We start from the raw sequence: 15,924 nt of genomic DNA on the forward strand, positions 1-15,924 counted from the left end.
GCTACCGCCCCGGTATGTCGCGTCGTTCTCTGTACGGTGGATCGGGTGTCCACAGTCGCCGTCGCCACCGAACCGGTGGCACCCCGCCGCTGGGTCGACAGGACCCTCGTCGACATCGTCGTGGTCGTCGCGGCCCTGGTGGTCTTCAACCTGACCGCGCACTTCGCGCCCACCCCCATCGCGGTCGCCGCGGTGCCGGTCGGCGCCCTGCTCCTGCTCGCCTTCGCCCGTGCGCGCGGCCTCCAGTGGAGCGACCTGGGATTGAGCAACGTCGGACGCGGAGCCCGTCACGGCGCCGCTGCGGCCGGACTCACGCTGGTGGTGGTGGCCATCGCCGCCTCGATCCCCCTCACCCAGAGCGCCTTCCTCAACGAGCGATACGGCGTCAACGTCGGCGCCACACTGTTCGCCGCCCTGGTCATCATTCCGCTCCAGACGGTCGTTCCGGAGGAGCTCGCGTTCCGCGGCGTCTTGCACGCGAAGTTGTCGCGACGCTTCGGCATTCGTGCGGTCGCCGTCATCGGTTCGCTACTCTTCGGCCTGTGGCACGTGGCGTCGTCACTCGGCTTGACGGTCGGCAACGACGGCTTCTCCGCCGTGCTGGGAACCGGCCTCTTCGGTCAGATCATCGGCGTGTGCGGCGCAGTCGCCGGGACCACCCTGGCCGGCTTCGTCTTCACCTGGCTGCGCCATCGCGGCGGCAGCATCATCGCCCCCATCGGTCTGCACTGGGCACTCAACGGCGCCGGCGCGCTGGCCGCACTCGCGGTGTGGCACCTCACCTTTCACTGAGGTCGAGCGTCGCGGCCAGATCCCGCACGATGTCGGCGTAGAACGCGCCGGTGTCCTCGGTGACGCCGACCAGATGACCGAAGCGCTCGAACGACACCGCGCCGAAGACCGTGATCCACGCCGACAACGTGCGGGCCACCAGGTCGGTCGTCATCACGCCGCCGACGTCCTCACCGGTGGCCTGGAGATAGCGCTCCACGACGAAGTCGCGCGCCGGTGAATAGATGTCGGGCTCGATACGGACCGGCGGTGCGGACCGATGCGCGTCGACGACGATGCTCACCACCACGAGAGTCGGGCGCGTGGCCGGACCGACGGTCGTCTGCGGCGCTCGATAGCCGGGCACGGGCGAGCCGTACAGCAGCGCGTACTCGTGCGGGTGCGCCGCGGCCCACGATCGCAGTGCGTCACATACCGCCACCCAGCGGTCGACAGGCTTCCCACCCTGCGGATCCGCGTCCTCGAGGGCCGCACCAAGCTCGTCGTAGCACTGCACGATCAGTGCCGTGAGCAGCTCGTCCCGACTCGCAACGTAGCGATAGACGGCCGAGGACACCATGCCGATCTCCCGCGCCACGGCGCGCAGGGACAGCGCCGCGGGTCCGATGTCGGCGAGCTGGGTCCGAGCTGCGCCGAGGATCGCGGCCATCGTCTCCGTGCGGGCGGTCTCCCGGGGCGTGGGCATGCCTTCACAGTAACCGAGAGCACCGCTCTTGACTTTCGAGAGCGGTGCTCTCATAGTTGTGGCGAGAGCGGTGCTCTCCACTATGGAAGGTGTTTCCCATGTCCGATCGTCACGTCGTCGTCGGGGCCGGCCCCGTCGGTACCCACGTCGCCCGCCTGCTCGCCGACCGCGGCTCCGAGGTCGTCCTCGTCTCCCGCCGAGGCACCGCCGTCCCGGGTGTCACGGCCGCCGCCGCGGATGCCTCCGACGCCGACGCTCTCAGCGCGCTCACCGAAGGCGCCCGTGCGCTGTACAACTGCGCCAACCCCGGCGATTACACGCAGTGGCAGCAGATGTGGCCGCCGCTGGCGCGGTCGCTGCGCAGCGCCGCCGAACGGACAGGTGCCGTCCTGGCCGTCACGGGCAACCTCTACCCGTACGGGCCCGTCGCCGACGGTGTCATGCGCGAAGGAATGCCCGACGCCGCCGCCGACCACAAAGGCGCGCTGCGAGCGCAGATGTGGCGCGACCTCGCCGACGCGCACCGCGCCGGAACTCTGCGGGCAGTCGAGGTACGCGGTTCGGACTACGTGGGAACGGGAGTCGGCGCGAACGGGCATGTCACGCGTCTCCTCCCCGCTGCGCTCGACGGCAAGGCCGTCTGGGCGATCGATGCAGCCGACGTGCCGCACTCGTTCACCGATGTCCTCGACGAGGCGCGAGCGCTGATCGCCGCCGTCGACACCCCGGAATCGTGGGGACAGGTGTGGCACGCGCCGACCAATCCCGCTGTGACACTGCGACAAGCGATCACCGACACACTCGAGGCCGTGGGCAAGCCCCCGGTCCCCGTACGCGTGGTGCCCCGGTCGATCACGCGGGCAGCGGGTCTCGCCGTGCCGATGCTGCGAGAGTTGAACCAGCTGTCCTACCAACGCACCGCGCCCTACGTGCTCGACTCGACGCGGTCACAGCAGATGCTGGGTATCGAGCCCACCCCCTGGGCGGAGGTGTGCCGCCGCACCGCTCAGGTCTGAGCGGTGACGCGGTATTTCACGAACGCCGGGATCGCAAGGGCTGCGATCATCACCCCGACGATCACCAGCACGCCCCCTCCGGCCGCCGCCGCGGCAGTGCCCACCATGAAAGCGGCCGCACCGTGCAGGACGTCGCCGACTCGCGGGCCGCCCGCGACCACGACGATGAAGACGCCCTGCAACCTGCCCCGCATGTCGTCGGTGGCGACGGATTGCAGCATCGAGCTCCGGAACGCGGCGGAGATCATGTCGGCGCCGCCGCCGATCGCCAGGAAGCCCAACGCCATGTACAGCGCCCACCCCCGCTGGCCGACGGTCGCGAGCGCCACGGAGACGCCGAACCCGATCATCGCGCCGCCCCACACCACGATGCACGCGATCACCGCGACACCCTGACGCTGCACGCGCGGCAACCACCCCGAGAAGATTCCGCCCAGCACCGCGCCCGCCGACAGCGACGCGAACAGCAGTCCGAGGACGAGTCCACCCTCGGCCGGGTCACCGAACGTCTCGGTGGCCACCTCGGGGAACAGTGCGCGCGGCATCCCGAACACCATCGCGATGATGTCCACGACGAACGAGGCGAGCAGCACCTTCTGCGTCGCCAGGTAGGCGAACCCCTGGAACACCTCGCGCAGACCCGCGCGTCGGGACTCCCCCGTCGGCGGAATCTTCGGCAGTCGCGCGACTGCCCACAGGGTCACCGACAGCGCAATGGTGTCGAGCAGGTACAGCGTCGGCAGCCCGAACGCCGGAATCAACGCACCGGCCAGCATCGGGCCCGCGATGGCACCGAAGTTGAACACCGTCATGTTGAGTGAGTTGGCAGCGGGCAACTGCCGCACCGGAATCAGGCGCGGGATGATGGCGCTGCGCGTGGGTTGGTTCACCGCGAAGAAGCCCTGCTGCACGGCGAGCAGCACCAACACGATCCACACGTTGTTCAGCCCCAGGTGCGCCTGCAGCCACAGCATGAACGACGTCGCGCCGATCCCCACCGTGGTGATCATCAGCAGGGTGCGCCGGTCCATCACGTCGGCCAACGCCCCGCCCCACAGCCCGAACACGACCAGCGGAACCAACGCGAAAGCACCCGCGAGTCCTACGTACGCCGAGCTCGACGTGATCTGGAAGATCTGTTGCGGCACAGCGACGACCGAGAGCTGGGCGCCGATGACCGTGACGACGCCCGACGCCCACAGGCGTCGATAATCGGGATTCTGGAGAGGAGTGGTGTCGGCGAGAAGTTTCACGGTTGCAGACGTTCGACGCCGGACGCCGTGATCACCAGCCTGTTGTGCAGACGGTTGTTCCGGCCCTGCCAGAACTCCACGGACTCGGGCGCGATGCGGAGGCCGCCCCAGTTCGGAGGCACCGGCACATCCTGGTTCTCGAACCTGTCGGTCACGTCGGCGAGGTGCCGTTCCAGGTCCTGACGCGATCCGATGGGGCTCGACTGCTGCGACGCCCACGCACCGAGTTGCGACCCCCGCGGCCGGGTGGACCAGTAGGCAGCCGTCTCGTCGGCACTCACCCGCGTGACCGGTCCGCGCACCGTGAGCTGGCGCTGGATGCCGATCCACGGGAACGTCGCCGATGCGAAGGGCGTCGACTCGAGATGGCGGGCCTTCGCGGATCCGTAGTTCGTGTAGAAGACGACACCCGACTCCGACAACTCCTTGCACAGCACCGTGCGGGTCGCCGGTCGGCCGTCCGCGTCCACCGTCGCGAGTGTGATGGCATTCGGTTCCGGCAGACGCGCGTCGATCGCCTGCTGCAACCACACACGGGCGAGCGCGAGCCAGCCGTCGGCGAGGTCGCTCTCCTCGAGATCGCCGTCCCCGCCATACGCCACCCGCATATCCGCCAGGTCGATGTTCTCGGTCACCGCGCAGACGCTACTCCCGGAGTACGGTGCGGCCCGCGCTACCCACTAGGGTGCGGTGAGGTGCAGGTCCACGCACGAAAGCGGGGTCCGCGGACACAGGAGAACGAGGGATCTTCATGGCCCAGGAAACAGTGGTACCGGAGGGCTTCGTCGCCGGACTCGAGGGCGTCGTCGCCTTCACCACCGACATCGCCGAACCCGACAAGGACGGCGGCGCACTGCGCTACCGCGGCGTCGACATCGAGGACCTCGTCGGCAAGGGCGTCACCTTCGGCAACGTGTGGGCACTGCTCGTCGACGGACGCTTCGGCCCCGGACTACCGCCCGCCGAACCCTTTCCCCTCCCCATCCACACCGGCGACGTCCGCGTCGACGTCCAAGCCGGACTCGCGATGCTCGCACCGATCTGGGGGTACGAGCCGCTCCTCGACATCGACGACGACACCGCCCGCGAACACCTCGCCCGCGCCTCTGTCATGGCGCTGTCCTACGTCGCCCAGTCCGCGCGCGGCATCTACCAGCCGGCCGTGCCGCAGACGCGAATCGACCAGTGCTCCACCGTCACAGAACGATTCATGACTCGGTGGAAGGGCGACCCCGATCCCGCCCACACCGAGGCCATCGACGCCTACTGGGTCTCCGCCGCCGAGCACGGCATGAACGCCTCCACCTTCACCGCCCGCGTCATCGCCTCCACCGGAGCCGACGTCGCCGCCGCCCTCTCCGGAGCCATCGGCGCCATGTCCGGACCGCTCCACGGCGGCGCCCCCGCCCGCGTGCTCCCCATGATCGAGGAGGTCGAGAAGTCCGACGACGCACGGGCACTGGTCAAGGGCATCCTCGACCGGAAAGAGAAGCTCATGGGCTTCGGGCACCGCGTCTACCGCGCCGAGGACCCCCGCGCCCGCGTCCTGCGCGCCACCGCGCAGCGCCTGAACGCACCCCGCTTCGAGGTCGCCGCCGCCCTCGAACAGGCCGCACTCGCCGAACTGCGCGAACGCCGCCCCGACCGCGCCATCGAGACCAACGTCGAATTCTGGGCCGCCGTCATCCTCGACTTCGCCGAAGTACCCGCGCACATGATGCCCGCCATGTTCACCTGCGGCCGCACCGCCGGTTGGTGCGCCCACATCCTCGAACAGAAACGCCTCGGCAAGCTCGTGCGTCCCGCCGCCATCTACACCGGTCCCGCACCGCGCTCCCCCGAGAGCGTCGAGGGGTGGGGCACCATCGCGTGAGGTAGGTGGGGTGTTATTTCTCCGCCGCGCGCACCGCACGGTGTTTCGCGCGCCTCTCGTTCTGCGCGCGTAGCCGAGCGGTGCGCGCGGGGCAAGGGGCGGGCGCTCGAACCCGGGGATGACGCCCGACTGTGGACGGCCGCAGCGCGGGCGACCGACTCGTGCGCACACTGCGGCCGTGAACTTCTACGGGGAACACCTGCTCAGCCGTCGTGACGCACTGGCACGCGGCGCCACCGACGCCGAGATCAAGGCTGCACTGGCGCGTCGCGAGATCGCCGTCGTCCGGCGCGGCATCTACGTTCCGGCTGCGGTCCACGAATCGCTCGACGCCACCGGCCGGCACCTGCTCGAGGTGCGCGCGACGCTGCTGGCGAGCGCCCCCGCGGCGGCCGCCGCACACGGTTCCGCAGCCTTGGTGCACGGGATGTCGTTGTGGCGAGTCCCGGAACGGGTGCATCTCGGCATCCCGCGATCGTCGGGTGGCCACGTCGGTCGGCATCGCCACGTGCATGCCGACGGTCTGACCGAGCGGGACGTCGACGTCATCGACGGCCTGCGCTGCACGTCCGCTGCGCGCACCGTCGCCGACCTCGCGCGGACCCTCCCGTTCGAGGATGCGGTCTGCGCCGGTGACTCCGCACTGAACCGACATCTCGTGACGCCGGAGTCGGTGCGCGAGTCGCTGAGCCGTACGCCGTCCCATCGCAGACGCACCGCCGCCGAGTGTGTACTCGGCTTCCTGGACGGGCGAAGCGAGAGCGTCGGGGAGTCGCGGAGCCGCGTGTATCTGCACCATCTCGGCGTTCCGTGCCCGGAACTGCAGGTCACGCTGATGCTCTCGGACCGCCGCACCACCTTCCGCCCCGATTTCTTGTGGGAGGACGAGGGTGTGATCGGCGAGTTCGACGGTGTCTCGAAGTACTCGGCTCTCGCACGCCCCGGCGAGTCACCCGCCGACGTCCTGGTGCGGGAGAAGCGTCGCGAGGACCTGCTCCGCGCACACGGATGGACGGTGGTGCGCTGGACGTGGGCTGATCTGACGTCGCCGCAACTCGGCCGCGAACTGTGTCGGGTGTTGGCCGCAGGGTGCGGGGGCGCACGGCCGCGCACCACTCGGGTGGGGTGACCGCGCCCTCCACGCGCAGCGCCCGTCGACGAGCGCACGCCGCATCCTGCGCAGGGCACCGCGCGGTGCGCCCGCCGGCCCACCAGCACCGGGCAACCAGCACCGAGACGCCCAGCGGGGTGCACGACCCCTGTCACGGCTGCACTACCCTGATCTCGCCGGTACCGCCCACACCGAAACTAAGGACGCGAACCCCGTATGGCCGAGAACCTGACCATTCCTTCCGACCTCAAGCCCGGCGACGGACGCTTCGGGTGCGGTCCGTCGAAGGTCCGGCCCGAGCAGCTCCAGTCCCTGGTGGACGTGGGCGCGTCGGTGTTCGGCACCAGCCACCGCCAGAAGCCGGTGAAGGACGTGGTGGGTCGGGTGCGCGACGGTCTGCGCGAGCTGTTCTCGATCCCCGAGGGCTACGAGGTCGTGCTGGGCAACGGCGGCACCACCGCGTTCTGGGACGCCGCGGCGTTCGGCCTGATCAAGGAGAAGTCGCTGCACCTCACCAACGGTGAGTTCAGCTCGAAGTTCGCCTCGGTGGCCAAGGCCAACCCGTTCATCGGTGACCCGATCGTCGTCTCCGCGGAGCCGGGCAGTGCTCCGGAGCCCACGTCGGACCCGTCGGTCGACCTGATCGGGTGGGCGCACAACGAGACCTCGACCGGTGTGGCCATTCCCGTGTCGCGTCCCGCGGACTCGGGAAACGCCCTCATCGCGATCGACGCGACCTCGGGCGCCGGCGGACTGCCCGTGAACGTGGCCGATTCGGATGTCTACTACTTCGCTCCGCAGAAGAACTTCGCTGCCGACGGCGGACTGTGGGTTGCGCTGATGAGCCCCGCGGCACTGGCCCGCGTCGACGAGATCGCGGCGAGCAAGCGCTGGGTCCCCGACTTCCTGTCGCTGCCCATCGCCATCGACAACAGCACCAAGAACCAGACGTACAACACCCCCGCGGTGGCGACGCTGCTCCTGTTCGCAGACCAGATCGAGTGGCTGAACGGCAAGGGCGGCCTGGACTGGGCGACGTCACGGACCGCCGACTCCTCGTCGCGGCTGTACGACTGGGCGGAGCGCTCCGAGTACGCGACGCCGTTCGTCGTCGACCCGAAGCATCGCTCGCAGGTGGTCGGCACCATCGACTTCGACGAGAAGGTCGACGCTGCAGCCGTCGCGAAGACGTTGCGCGCCAACGGTATCGTCGACACGGAGCCCTACCGCAAGCTCGGCCGCAACCAGCTGCGCGTCGGCATGTTCCCGGCCGTCGAGCCCGACGACGTCACCGCCCTGACCGCCTGCATCGATCACGTGGTCGAACACCTGGCGTGAGAGCGTGCGTGTCCCCCCGACTGCTGCACTGTGGTGCATTACAGTCGGGGGTGGCACCGAACCCGGCCCCGTGCTCGGACAGCGAGCAGCCGAGGGGCAGGGGCCGTCGCGACGCAAAGGAGTGATCGTGCGAGAGATCCACGTGATCGGCCTGGCGTCGGACGGCAAGCACATCGTCTGTGCCGATTCCTCCGGTGAGAAGTTCCGTCTGCCGGCCGACGAGAAGTTGCGTGCCGCCGCCCGTGGTGACGCCGCGCGACTCGGACAGATCGAGATCGAGATGGATTCTCTGATGCGACCGCGCGAGATCCAGGCGCGCATCCGGTCCGGCGCCTCCATCGAGCAGGTGGCCAAGGAGTCGGGTATGCCGGCGAGCAAGGTGGAGCGCTACGCGCACCCCGTTCTGCTGGAACGCTCCCGCGCTGCCGAACTCGCCCAGCTGGGCCACCCCCTGCGTGCCGACGGGCCCGCCGTGCTCACCCTCGTGGAGATCGTGGGACTCGCGTTCCGCGGCCGCGGGCATTCGATGGACCAGGCCGAGTGGGACGCGTGGCGCGACGAGGACAATCACTGGATCGCTCAGCTGACGTGGCCCGCGGGACGCACCACCAACACCGCGCACTGGCGTTTCCAGCCGGATGCCCACGGCGGCAGTGTCACGCCCCTCGACGACGCGGCGTCCGAGCTGATCGACCCCGACTTCGGCCGCCAGCTCCGAGGGCTGGCCCCCGTCGTCGCCGCCGAGGAGGACTCGCCGTCGCAGCAGACCCTCGACGACTACTACGGGGTCGACGCGGACTCGGACACGGAGACCACGGCGGAGCAGCCCGAACCCGCGGAGACACCCGCAGTGCAGGCCGAGCCCGAGCCCGAACCGACGCAACCCAAGCCGGCGCCGGGCCATGCGAACGCGAAGGACAAACGGGGAAAGCCGGCCATGCCGTCGTGGGAGGATGTCTTGCTGGGAGTGCGCAGCAACGGCCGCTGAGCCGAGCAGTGTTCACGGCAGAGCGATCTTCACGGCCGAAAAAGTGACCGTCTGAGACCGGACGACGACAAGGGGGCGCCCGGTGGGGCTGGGAACAGCAGCGTTGTGGTTCGTCGACGCACCTGATCCGATCGCGGTACTGCGGTCCGGAGTGCAGTCCGACACCGATGCGGCCGCGGCCGTCGCACGGAAGCTCCACCCCGGTCTCGAGCCCACCCTCGTCGGCATGGCTCCCCTGACGGCGTTCGCCGTGGCGTCGGAGCCGAACCGCGTGCTGGTCGGCTGCTACCCGGGCATCACCGTCGTCTGCGCGTCCGAGCCCGCCGCGGTGCGCCCGTCGACTCTCGAGGAGTCGTGGACGTCGTTGCTGCCGTCCACGCACACCTTTCTCGTCGCCTCCGAACGCGAGCACGCGTGGGGCGCCTTCGCGCAATGGGACTCCGGCACCCTGAAGCGCTCGTTCAGCGCCGGCCCCACCTACATCCACGAGGACGAGGGTCTCCCCTTCCCGTGGGAACGGCCCTTCTGGTCGGGCGACCATCCGCTGCAGTTCGACGGCGAGAAGTTTCCCGATCCCCAGGCGCTGCCGTTCCACCCCCAGGAGTTCGCCGACGCGGCGAGCGCCCACTGGCTCGGCGTCCGCATGATCGGCGGTGCCCGCGACGGGGACACCGACCCCGGGTCGGTGCTGTTGTGCGATTTCGCGATGCGCGATCCGGCGGCGACCCCTCCGCCCGAACCACCGCGACCGGAGAATCCGGAGCCGCAGCGCAAGCGCGGCCTGTTCCGGCGCCGCTAGACCGACGCGTCGACGGCGAACGCCAGCACACCCACGGCCGCGCCGGCGGCGATGCCCGGAACGACGAAGCGCCACACCGGATCTGCACGCCGGCGGGCGACCGACGGCGCAGCGCCGCCCACCATCACGGCCATCACCAGGACAGCGAAGAGGCTGCTGACCCGGAGCAGGGTGAGGCCCAGCGAGATCACCGCGGCGGCGGTGACGAGTGCCGCGGCGACGGCACACGCGATTCCCGGGCCCCACGGTGTCGGTTCGTCCGGATCCCTCATCCCGTGCGCACCCGCTCGTAGAACGCCATGGCGGCCGCGGTGGCGACGTTGAGCGAGTCGGTGCCCGGTGCCATCGGGATCCGCGCCCGGACGTCGGTGGCGCGCATCGCGTGTTCGGTGAGTCCGGGCCCCTCGGCGCCGAGCAGGAGCGCGACCTTCTCCCCCGTCATCGCCTCGGCCAGCGGAACGGCGGTCGGATTCGGAGTCAGCGAGACGAGCTGGAACCCGTTGTCGCGCAGCACGGACAGCCCGCGCGGCCAGTCGGGGACAGTGGCGAACGGCACGCGCAGCACGTGGCCCATCGAGACACGCACCGACCGTCGGTACAGCGGGTCGGCGCAGGCGCCGCCGAACAGGACGGCGTCGGCACCGAGGCCGGCGGCATTGCGGAACATGGAGCCGAGGTTCTCGTGGTCGTTGACGCCTTCGAGAATCGCCACCGTCCGCGCGTCGGCGACGACGTCCGCGAGGTCCAGCGGTGCGGGGCGCCGGGCGGCCGCGAGCACCCCGCGGTTGAGGTGGAACCCGACGGCCTCCGCCATGACGTCCGCCGTGGTGCGGTAGAACGGCACGTCGACGTCCACGAGATCGTCCGCGAGCTCACCGAGCCGCCGCTCGACGCCCAGCAGCGAGAGGGGCTCGAAACGTGACGCGACGAGGCGCTGGACCACCAGAACACCCTCCGCGATCACCAGCCCCTTGCCCTCGGGCAGGTCGGGGCGACGGTCCGAGGAGTTGAGGTCCCGGAAGTCGTCGAGGCGAGGATCGGCTGGGTCGGTGATGTCGACGACGTGTACCACGGACCCATCTTCTCAGGACGTGTTCCGGCGGTGCATCGGCGCGGCCGATAAGGTCGTCTGCGATGACTACCGACGACACGATCACCATCCGTACCGCCACCGAGGACGACTGGGACGCCATCGCGCTCCTCGACGCCCACGCTTTCGGTGAGCACCAGAACAGCGAGGACATGGAGGAGACCAAGATACTCACGGCCTCGTCCGAGATCTTCCTGGCGTGCGACGGTGACCTGCCGGTCGGTGTCACGATGCACTTCCCGATGGACGTCACCGTCCCCGGTGGCCGCACCCTGCCCGCGACGGGGGTCTCGTGGGTGTCGGTCGCTCCCACGCATCGCCGACGCGGCATCCTGCGCCGGATGTTCACCGCGCAGCACGAGCGCTTCGAGGAGGCGGGCAAACCCCTGTCGGTGCTCACGGCGAGCGAGGCGACCATCTACGAGCGGTTCGGGTACGGCGCCGCCACGCAGGGTGTCAACTACACCATCGACCGGCGCTTCACCGCGTTCCGCAAGGATCTGCCGCCGCCCCGGGGCGCCCGTCTGGTGACGTCCGCGGAGGCTCGTGAACTGCTGCCGGAGATCTACGGACGGTGGCAGCGACAGACCGCCGGCGCCCAGCCGATGCCCCAGACCCGGTGGCATCGCTTCTTCGCCGATCGCAAGAACTCCCGCGGTGGTTTCTCCAAGCTCTTCTTCATCGTCCACCCCGACGGATACATCGCGTTCCGCCGCGGCTACCGCGTCGGGACAGCTGGGGCGCAGGAGGCGCGCATCGTCGACATCATCGCCGCGACGGACGAGGCACGCTCCGATCTCTGGCAGGTGATGTGCGGCATCGATCTCGTGGAGACGATCGAGGTGACGCTTCCCGTCGGGGATCCGCTGCTGACACTGCTGACCGATCGTCGTGTTCCGCAGGTCACCGGCGTCAAGGACGGCCTGTGGGTGCGGTTGATGGACGTCCCGGCCGCGCTGTCGGCGCGGACGTACGCCATCGACACCGATCTCGTGATCGGCGTGGAGGATCCGTTCCTGCATGCCGGCGGCGCCTATCGCTTCGTCACCCGCGACGGGCACGCCGAGGTCACCCGCAGTGACGACGACCCCGACGTGACGGTGTCCTCGTCCGTCCTCGGCAGCCTCTACCTCGGCGCGCACCGCGCTCGCCAGTTCGCGGCCGCCGGCCGAGTGGCGTCGACGTCGGAGAAGGCGTTGCACGAGTTCGACCTGGCTTTCGGCACCCCGAGCCAGCCCCAGATCGGCTGGTTCTTCTAGGCGGGTCGGGGTTCGTCGACCCCGACGTCGGGCATCGCGATGTCGGCGACATGGGTGCGGCGCACGACCAGCGCCGCGCCCAGGCCCGCGATCAGGGAGACGATCCCGCCGAGCACCAGCGGTGCGCGAGGATCGACGACGTCGGCCACCCAGCCGAGCAACGGGCTGCCCAGCGGGGTTCCGCCGAGGAAGCACAGCATGTAGATGCCCATGACCCGGCCGCGCATGTCCGACGGGACCGACGCCTGCAGGATGTTCATCGCGATGGTGCTGAACGTGAGCTGGACTGCGCCGGCCGGGATCAGCATGACGGCGACGGCCCAGAACGCGGGCATCAGTCCGGCCAGGGTCTCGAAGATGCCGAACACCACCGCGGACAGCACGAAGAGACGGATCCCGGGGGTGCCGCGTCTCCGGGCGGCGAGCGTCGCGCCGATCAGGGTGCCCACCGCGAGCACCGTGGACAGGAATCCGTACGCGTCCGCACCCTTGTCGAAGGTGTTGCGCGCGATCACCGACAGGCTCAGCGGGAAATTGATGCCGAACGTCGACACGACGAACACGGTCGCCAGGAGCACGCAGAGATCCGGCCGCCCCGCGACGTAGCGGAATCCCTCCCGCACTTGCCCTTTCCGACGCGGTGCACGCTCGACGGTGAACAGTTCGGCGGGCCGCATGGCGGCGAGGGCGCCGAACACCGCGGCGAACGAGGCTGCGTTGACGAGGAAGACCCAGCCGGTGCCGACCAGCGTGATGCCCACGCCGGCGATGGCGGGGCCGACGATGCGGGCGAGGTTGAACGTCATCGAGTTGAGGCCGATGGCGTTGGGAAGCCGTGCGGGACCGACCATCTCGATGGTGAACGACTGCCGGACGGGCGCGTCGATCGCCGACGAACAGCCGAGGAGCAGCGCCAGGACGTAGACGTGCCACAGCGCCACGACACCGCCGACGTCGAGCAGCCCGAGCACGAGCCCGAACACGGCGGCAGCGGCCTGAGTGGCCATGAGGAGGCGTCTCTTGTCGTACCGATCCGCGAGCACCCCGCCCCACACGGACAGCACCAGTGTGGGACCGAACTGCAGTGCCATGACGATGCCGACGGCGAGCCCGTTGCCCCCGGACAGTTCGAGAACCAGCCAGTCCTGGGCGATGCGCTGCATCCAGGTGCCGATGAGCGAGACGATCTGACCCGACGCCCACAGTCTGTAGTTGCGCGAGTGCAACGCGTCGAACAGAGAGGGCCGGGCCGCGGACCCGTCCGTCCGCCGATGAAGTAGTTGCACGAAGTACCAATCTACTCCGGTGGCGGAGAGCTCGGCCCGAGGTCAGGCGGGGAGCGTCACTCCGACTCGTTGACGATGGCCGACATGATGTCGACCGCGGTACGCATCGCCACGAGCTGGTCCGCGTCGAGCCCGCGCAACTGTTCGGTCAACCACGCCTCGCGGGCGTTGACCTCGTCCTCGATGACCTGACGACCCGCGTCGGACAGCGACACGATGATCTGACGGCCGTCGGTGGGGTGGGGCATCCGGTCCACGTACCCGAGATCGCCCAGGGACGCGACGACGCGCGTCATGGACGGCGGCTGTACGCGCTCGCGCGCTGCCAGGGTGCCCGGAGTCATCGCGCCTTCGCGTGCGAGGGTCGCGAGAGCGGAGAGCTGCGTGAGCGTCACCTGGCTGGTGCGGCGGCCTCGCAGGTGCCGCGTCATACGGACGACAGCGAGGGAGAGGTCGCCGGCCAACGCACGCAGTTCCTGAGGCATCGCCACAGGATACGGCACGTGCGGGTGCTGAACGACCCGCGCGAGCAGCGGATCTGCGCCGACTACGTGAGCGCGTCCGTGATGGGCCCGAGGGCGAAGTACGCGACGAAGAGCAGGGCCACGATGCCGAGAAGTGGGTGGACGCTGCGGATCTTGCCGCGACCGACGGCGAGGACGACCCAGGTGATGAATCCGACGCCGATGCCGTTCGCGATGGAGTAGGTGAACGGCATGACCACGATGGTGAGGAACGCGGGCAGCGCCACATGGAATTTGGTGAAGTCGATGTCGGCGACCTGCCCGATCATCAACGCCCCCACCACGACGAGGGCCGGTGCGGCCGCCTCGATGGGGACCACCGAGTACAGCGGTGTCAGGAACATCGCGGCGAGGAACAGCACGCCCGTCACCACGTTGGCGAGGCCGGTGCGCGCACCCTCGGCGATTCCCGACGCCGACTCGACGAAGACCGTGTTCGACGACGCCGAACCTGCGCCGCCCGCGACCGCGCCGACACCCTCGACGACGAGCGCCTTGCCGACGCCCGGCAGCGTGCCGTCCTTGCTCGCGAGCCCGGCCTCCTTGCCGAGCCCGGTCATGGTGCCCATGGCGTCGAAGAAGTTGGCCAGCACCAGCGTGAACACCAGCAGGCTGGCCGCCAGGACGCCGATGCGGGTGAAGGCGCCGAACAGATCGACGTTGCCCACGAGTGACAGGTCGGGGAGGTCGACGACGACGTCGGGCAGCGCCGGCACGCTGAGGTTCCAGCCCTTCGGGTTCACTCCCGCGGAGGCACCGGTGTCGGTGATCGCCTCGATGATCGCGGCCACCACGGTGGTGACGACGATGCCGATCAGCAACCCGCCCCGCACCTTTCGCGCCACGAGGATGCCCATGAGAAGCAGACCGAAGACGAAGGTCACCGTCGGCCACGACGCGATGGACCCGTCGATGCCCAGGCCGACCGGAACGGTGGTGCCGGCGATGTCCGGCACACGACGCACGAAGCCTGCGTCGACGAGACCGATGAGCGCGATGAAGGCGCCGATGCCCGCAGCGATGGCGGCCTTGAGTTCGCTCGGGATGGCCTCGAACACGGCGGTGCGGAATCCGGTGAGCGCCAACACCACGATGATGATGCCGTCGATGACGACCAGCCCCATGGCCTCGGCCCAGGTGACCTGCGGGGCGATGGTGACGGCGAGCAGCGTGTTGATGCCGAGTCCCGCCGCGATGGCGAACGGGTAATTGGCGATGACACCGAAGAGAATGCTCATGACGCCGGCCACGAGCGCCGTGACGGCGGCGACCTGGGGCACCGGGAGGATGTCGCCCAGCACGTCGGTCTTGGCCGCCGCGTCGTCGGGCGAGAAGCTGCCGAGGATCAGCGGATTCAGCACCACGATGTAGGCCATGGCGACGAACGTGACGACGCCTCCCCGCACCTCGGCGGACATGGTCGATCCGCGATCGGTGATCTTGAAGTACGAGTCGAGGAGAGACGTCGCGCGAGACATGAAGTGGAGACTAGGCCATGACCCGGTGAGGGGCGCGGGTAGCGTCGGCGCCGTGCGCCCCACCCCCGCCACCCCGCCCGGACTGCCACCGCGCGTGACCGATCCCGCTCCGGTGCTCGCTGCCGGGACGCTGCTGTTCCTCGTCGCCGCCGTCCTGTGCTCGGTGGTCGACTCCTTCTCGGGCGCAGTCGCGGTCTGCTGGACGGGAACCGCTCTGGGCGCGTTGGGGTTCGGACTGTTCGCACTGCAACGCCGAGCTGCTCGCCGCGGCCGACGCACGGCCCAGAAGGGGCTCGTGCACCCGCCCGAGGTGTGACCCGGGCGACAGGTTCCGGGCGCGAAAACCCCCTCTGACGTGCTGGAACTCACCCTCCTCGAGGTTGAGTAACACGGACGTAACGTGGAGAATCGGTTATGTCAGTTCAGCTACTC

The 15,924-nt window shown here is 69.5% G+C and carries 17 protein-coding genes; 9 read left to right on the top strand and 8 right to left on the bottom strand.

What is annotated here, in order from left to right:
* Nucleotides 1-45 precede the first annotated feature (45 nt).
* The gene (locus tag HQ312_RS19640) at nucleotides 46-792 is read left to right on the top strand and encodes a CPBP family intramembrane glutamic endopeptidase (RefSeq protein WP_308123940.1); all 747 of its coding nucleotides are present in this window, start codon (nucleotides 46-48) and stop codon (nucleotides 790-792) included.
* Here HQ312_RS19640 and HQ312_RS19645 read toward each other — a convergent pair.
* Nucleotides 779-1,477, bottom strand: coding sequence for a TetR/AcrR family transcriptional regulator (locus HQ312_RS19645; protein WP_222640887.1), 699 nt, complete (start codon nucleotides 1,475-1,477; stop codon nucleotides 779-781). The genes HQ312_RS19640 and HQ312_RS19645 overlap by 14 nt on opposite strands.
* 98 nt (nucleotides 1,478-1,575) lie before the next feature.
* Here HQ312_RS19645 and HQ312_RS19650 point away from each other — a divergent pair, with 98 nt between their 5' ends.
* Nucleotides 1,576-2,493 (top strand): NAD-dependent epimerase/dehydratase family protein, encoded by a 918-nt coding sequence (locus HQ312_RS19650; RefSeq protein WP_222640897.1) that lies wholly within the window; start codon nucleotides 1,576-1,578, stop codon nucleotides 2,491-2,493.
* Here the strand turns inward: HQ312_RS19650 and HQ312_RS19655 are convergent.
* Nucleotides 2,484-3,746 (bottom strand): MFS transporter, encoded by a 1,263-nt coding sequence (locus HQ312_RS19655; protein ID WP_222640899.1) that lies wholly within the window; start codon nucleotides 3,744-3,746, stop codon nucleotides 2,484-2,486. The genes HQ312_RS19650 and HQ312_RS19655 overlap by 10 nt on opposite strands.
* A complete protein-coding gene (gene pdxH, locus HQ312_RS19660) occupies nucleotides 3,743-4,354 on the bottom strand; it encodes a pyridoxamine 5'-phosphate oxidase (RefSeq protein WP_222641013.1) in 612 nt (203 codons plus the stop codon). Before pdxH ends, HQ312_RS19655 begins: the two co-directional genes overlap by 4 nt.
* Before the next feature lie 143 nt (nucleotides 4,355-4,497).
* On the opposite strand from pdxH, the gene HQ312_RS19665 reads away from it, so the two are divergent.
* The 5 genes from HQ312_RS19665 (at nucleotide 4,498) to HQ312_RS19685 (ending at nucleotide 9,855) form a co-directional block, all read left to right on the top strand.
* Entirely contained in the window at nucleotides 4,498-5,619 is a 1,122-nt protein-coding gene (locus HQ312_RS19665; RefSeq protein ID WP_027504219.1) for a citrate synthase 2, read from the top strand.
* Between the two features lie 178 nt (nucleotides 5,620-5,797).
* Nucleotides 5,798-6,748, top strand: a complete 951-nt coding sequence (locus HQ312_RS19670) for a hypothetical protein (protein ID WP_222640901.1) — start codon at nucleotides 5,798-5,800, stop codon at nucleotides 6,746-6,748.
* A gap of 198 nt (nucleotides 6,749-6,946) precedes the next feature.
* Nucleotides 6,947-8,068: a phosphoserine transaminase gene (serC, locus tag HQ312_RS19675; RefSeq protein WP_222640909.1), complete on the top strand. Its 1,122-nt coding sequence runs from the start codon at nucleotides 6,947-6,949 to the stop codon at nucleotides 8,066-8,068.
* A gap of 127 nt (nucleotides 8,069-8,195) precedes the next feature.
* Nucleotides 8,196-9,056, top strand: coding sequence for a septation protein SepH (gene sepH / locus HQ312_RS19680; protein ID WP_222640911.1), 861 nt, complete (start codon nucleotides 8,196-8,198; stop codon nucleotides 9,054-9,056).
* 82 nt (nucleotides 9,057-9,138) lie between these two features.
* Complete coding sequence (locus HQ312_RS19685) at nucleotides 9,139-9,855, top strand: hypothetical protein (RefSeq protein WP_222640913.1); 717 nt, start codon at nucleotides 9,139-9,141, stop codon at nucleotides 9,853-9,855.
* On the opposite strand, the gene HQ312_RS19690 is transcribed toward HQ312_RS19685, so the two are convergent.
* Together HQ312_RS19690 and HQ312_RS19695 are read right to left on the bottom strand one after the other, a co-directional pair.
* Nucleotides 9,852-10,127, bottom strand: coding sequence for a DUF2537 domain-containing protein (locus HQ312_RS19690; protein WP_222627779.1), 276 nt, complete (start codon nucleotides 10,125-10,127; stop codon nucleotides 9,852-9,854). The two genes, HQ312_RS19685 and HQ312_RS19690, sit on opposite strands and share 4 nt — an antisense overlap.
* Entirely contained in the window at nucleotides 10,124-10,927 is an 804-nt protein-coding gene (locus tag HQ312_RS19695) for an RNA methyltransferase (protein ID WP_027504223.1), read from the bottom strand. The genes HQ312_RS19690 and HQ312_RS19695 overlap by 4 nt, the downstream gene beginning before the upstream one ends.
* A 62-nt stretch (nucleotides 10,928-10,989) precedes the next feature.
* On the opposite strand from HQ312_RS19695, the gene HQ312_RS19700 reads away from it, so the two are divergent.
* Nucleotides 10,990-12,204, top strand: a complete 1,215-nt coding sequence (locus HQ312_RS19700) for a GNAT family N-acetyltransferase (RefSeq protein WP_222640915.1) — start codon at nucleotides 10,990-10,992, stop codon at nucleotides 12,202-12,204.
* On the opposite strand, the gene HQ312_RS19705 is transcribed toward HQ312_RS19700, so the two are convergent.
* The 3 genes from HQ312_RS19705 to HQ312_RS19715 all read right to left on the bottom strand — a co-directional run bounded on the left by HQ312_RS19705 (nucleotide 12,201) and on the right by HQ312_RS19715 (nucleotide 15,492).
* Nucleotides 12,201-13,442, bottom strand: coding sequence for an MFS transporter (locus HQ312_RS19705; protein WP_222641015.1), 1,242 nt, complete (start codon nucleotides 13,440-13,442; stop codon nucleotides 12,201-12,203). The two genes, HQ312_RS19700 and HQ312_RS19705, sit on opposite strands and share 4 nt — an antisense overlap.
* A 104-nt stretch (nucleotides 13,443-13,546) precedes the next feature.
* Nucleotides 13,547-13,975 carry a MarR family winged helix-turn-helix transcriptional regulator gene (locus tag HQ312_RS19710; RefSeq protein ID WP_056447507.1) on the bottom strand — a complete coding sequence of 143 codons (429 nt, stop codon included), beginning with the start codon at nucleotides 13,973-13,975 and terminating at the stop codon, nucleotides 13,547-13,549.
* Between the two features lie 62 nt (nucleotides 13,976-14,037).
* Complete coding sequence (locus tag HQ312_RS19715; protein WP_027504226.1) at nucleotides 14,038-15,492, bottom strand: NCS2 family permease; 1,455 nt, start codon at nucleotides 15,490-15,492, stop codon at nucleotides 14,038-14,040.
* Between the two features lie 52 nt (nucleotides 15,493-15,544).
* Between HQ312_RS19715 and HQ312_RS19720 the strand changes: the two genes are divergently transcribed.
* Complete coding sequence (locus HQ312_RS19720) at nucleotides 15,545-15,808, top strand: DUF2530 domain-containing protein (protein WP_051612979.1); 264 nt, start codon at nucleotides 15,545-15,547, stop codon at nucleotides 15,806-15,808.
* The last annotated feature ends 116 nt before the right edge of the window (nucleotides 15,809-15,924 follow it).

Origin of the sequence: Rhodococcus sp. BP-316, assembly GCF_019836105.1 — a bacterium.
Classification (GTDB): Bacteria; Actinomycetota; Actinomycetes; order Mycobacteriales; family Mycobacteriaceae; genus Rhodococcoides.

What these genes read in the sequence shown, in the direction of transcription:
- HQ312_RS19645 (WP_222640887.1), bottom strand. Translation starts at nt 1,477, where the DNA reads ATGCCCACGCCCCGGGAGACCGCCCGCACGGAGACGATGGCCGCGATC.
- HQ312_RS19650 (WP_222640897.1), top strand. Translation starts at nt 1,576, where the DNA reads ATGTCCGATCGTCACGTCGTCGTCGGGGCCGGCCCCGTCGGTACCCAC.
- pdxH (WP_222641013.1), bottom strand. Translation starts at nt 4,354, where the DNA reads ATGCGGGTGGCGTATGGCGGGGACGGCGATCTCGAGGAGAGCGACCTC.
- HQ312_RS19665 (WP_027504219.1), top strand. Translation starts at nt 4,498, where the DNA reads ATGGCCCAGGAAACAGTGGTACCGGAGGGCTTCGTCGCCGGACTCGAG.
- serC (WP_222640909.1), top strand. Translation starts at nt 6,947, where the DNA reads ATGGCCGAGAACCTGACCATTCCTTCCGACCTCAAGCCCGGCGACGGA.
- HQ312_RS19690 (WP_222627779.1), bottom strand. Translation starts at nt 10,127, where the DNA reads ATGAGGGATCCGGACGAACCGACACCGTGGGGCCCGGGAATCGCGTGT.
- HQ312_RS19700 (WP_222640915.1), top strand. Translation starts at nt 10,990, where the DNA reads ATGACTACCGACGACACGATCACCATCCGTACCGCCACCGAGGACGAC.
- HQ312_RS19710 (WP_056447507.1), bottom strand. Translation starts at nt 13,975, where the DNA reads ATGCCTCAGGAACTGCGTGCGTTGGCCGGCGACCTCTCCCTCGCTGTC.
- HQ312_RS19715 (WP_027504226.1), bottom strand. Translation starts at nt 15,492, where the DNA reads ATGTCTCGCGCGACGTCTCTCCTCGACTCGTACTTCAAGATCACCGAT.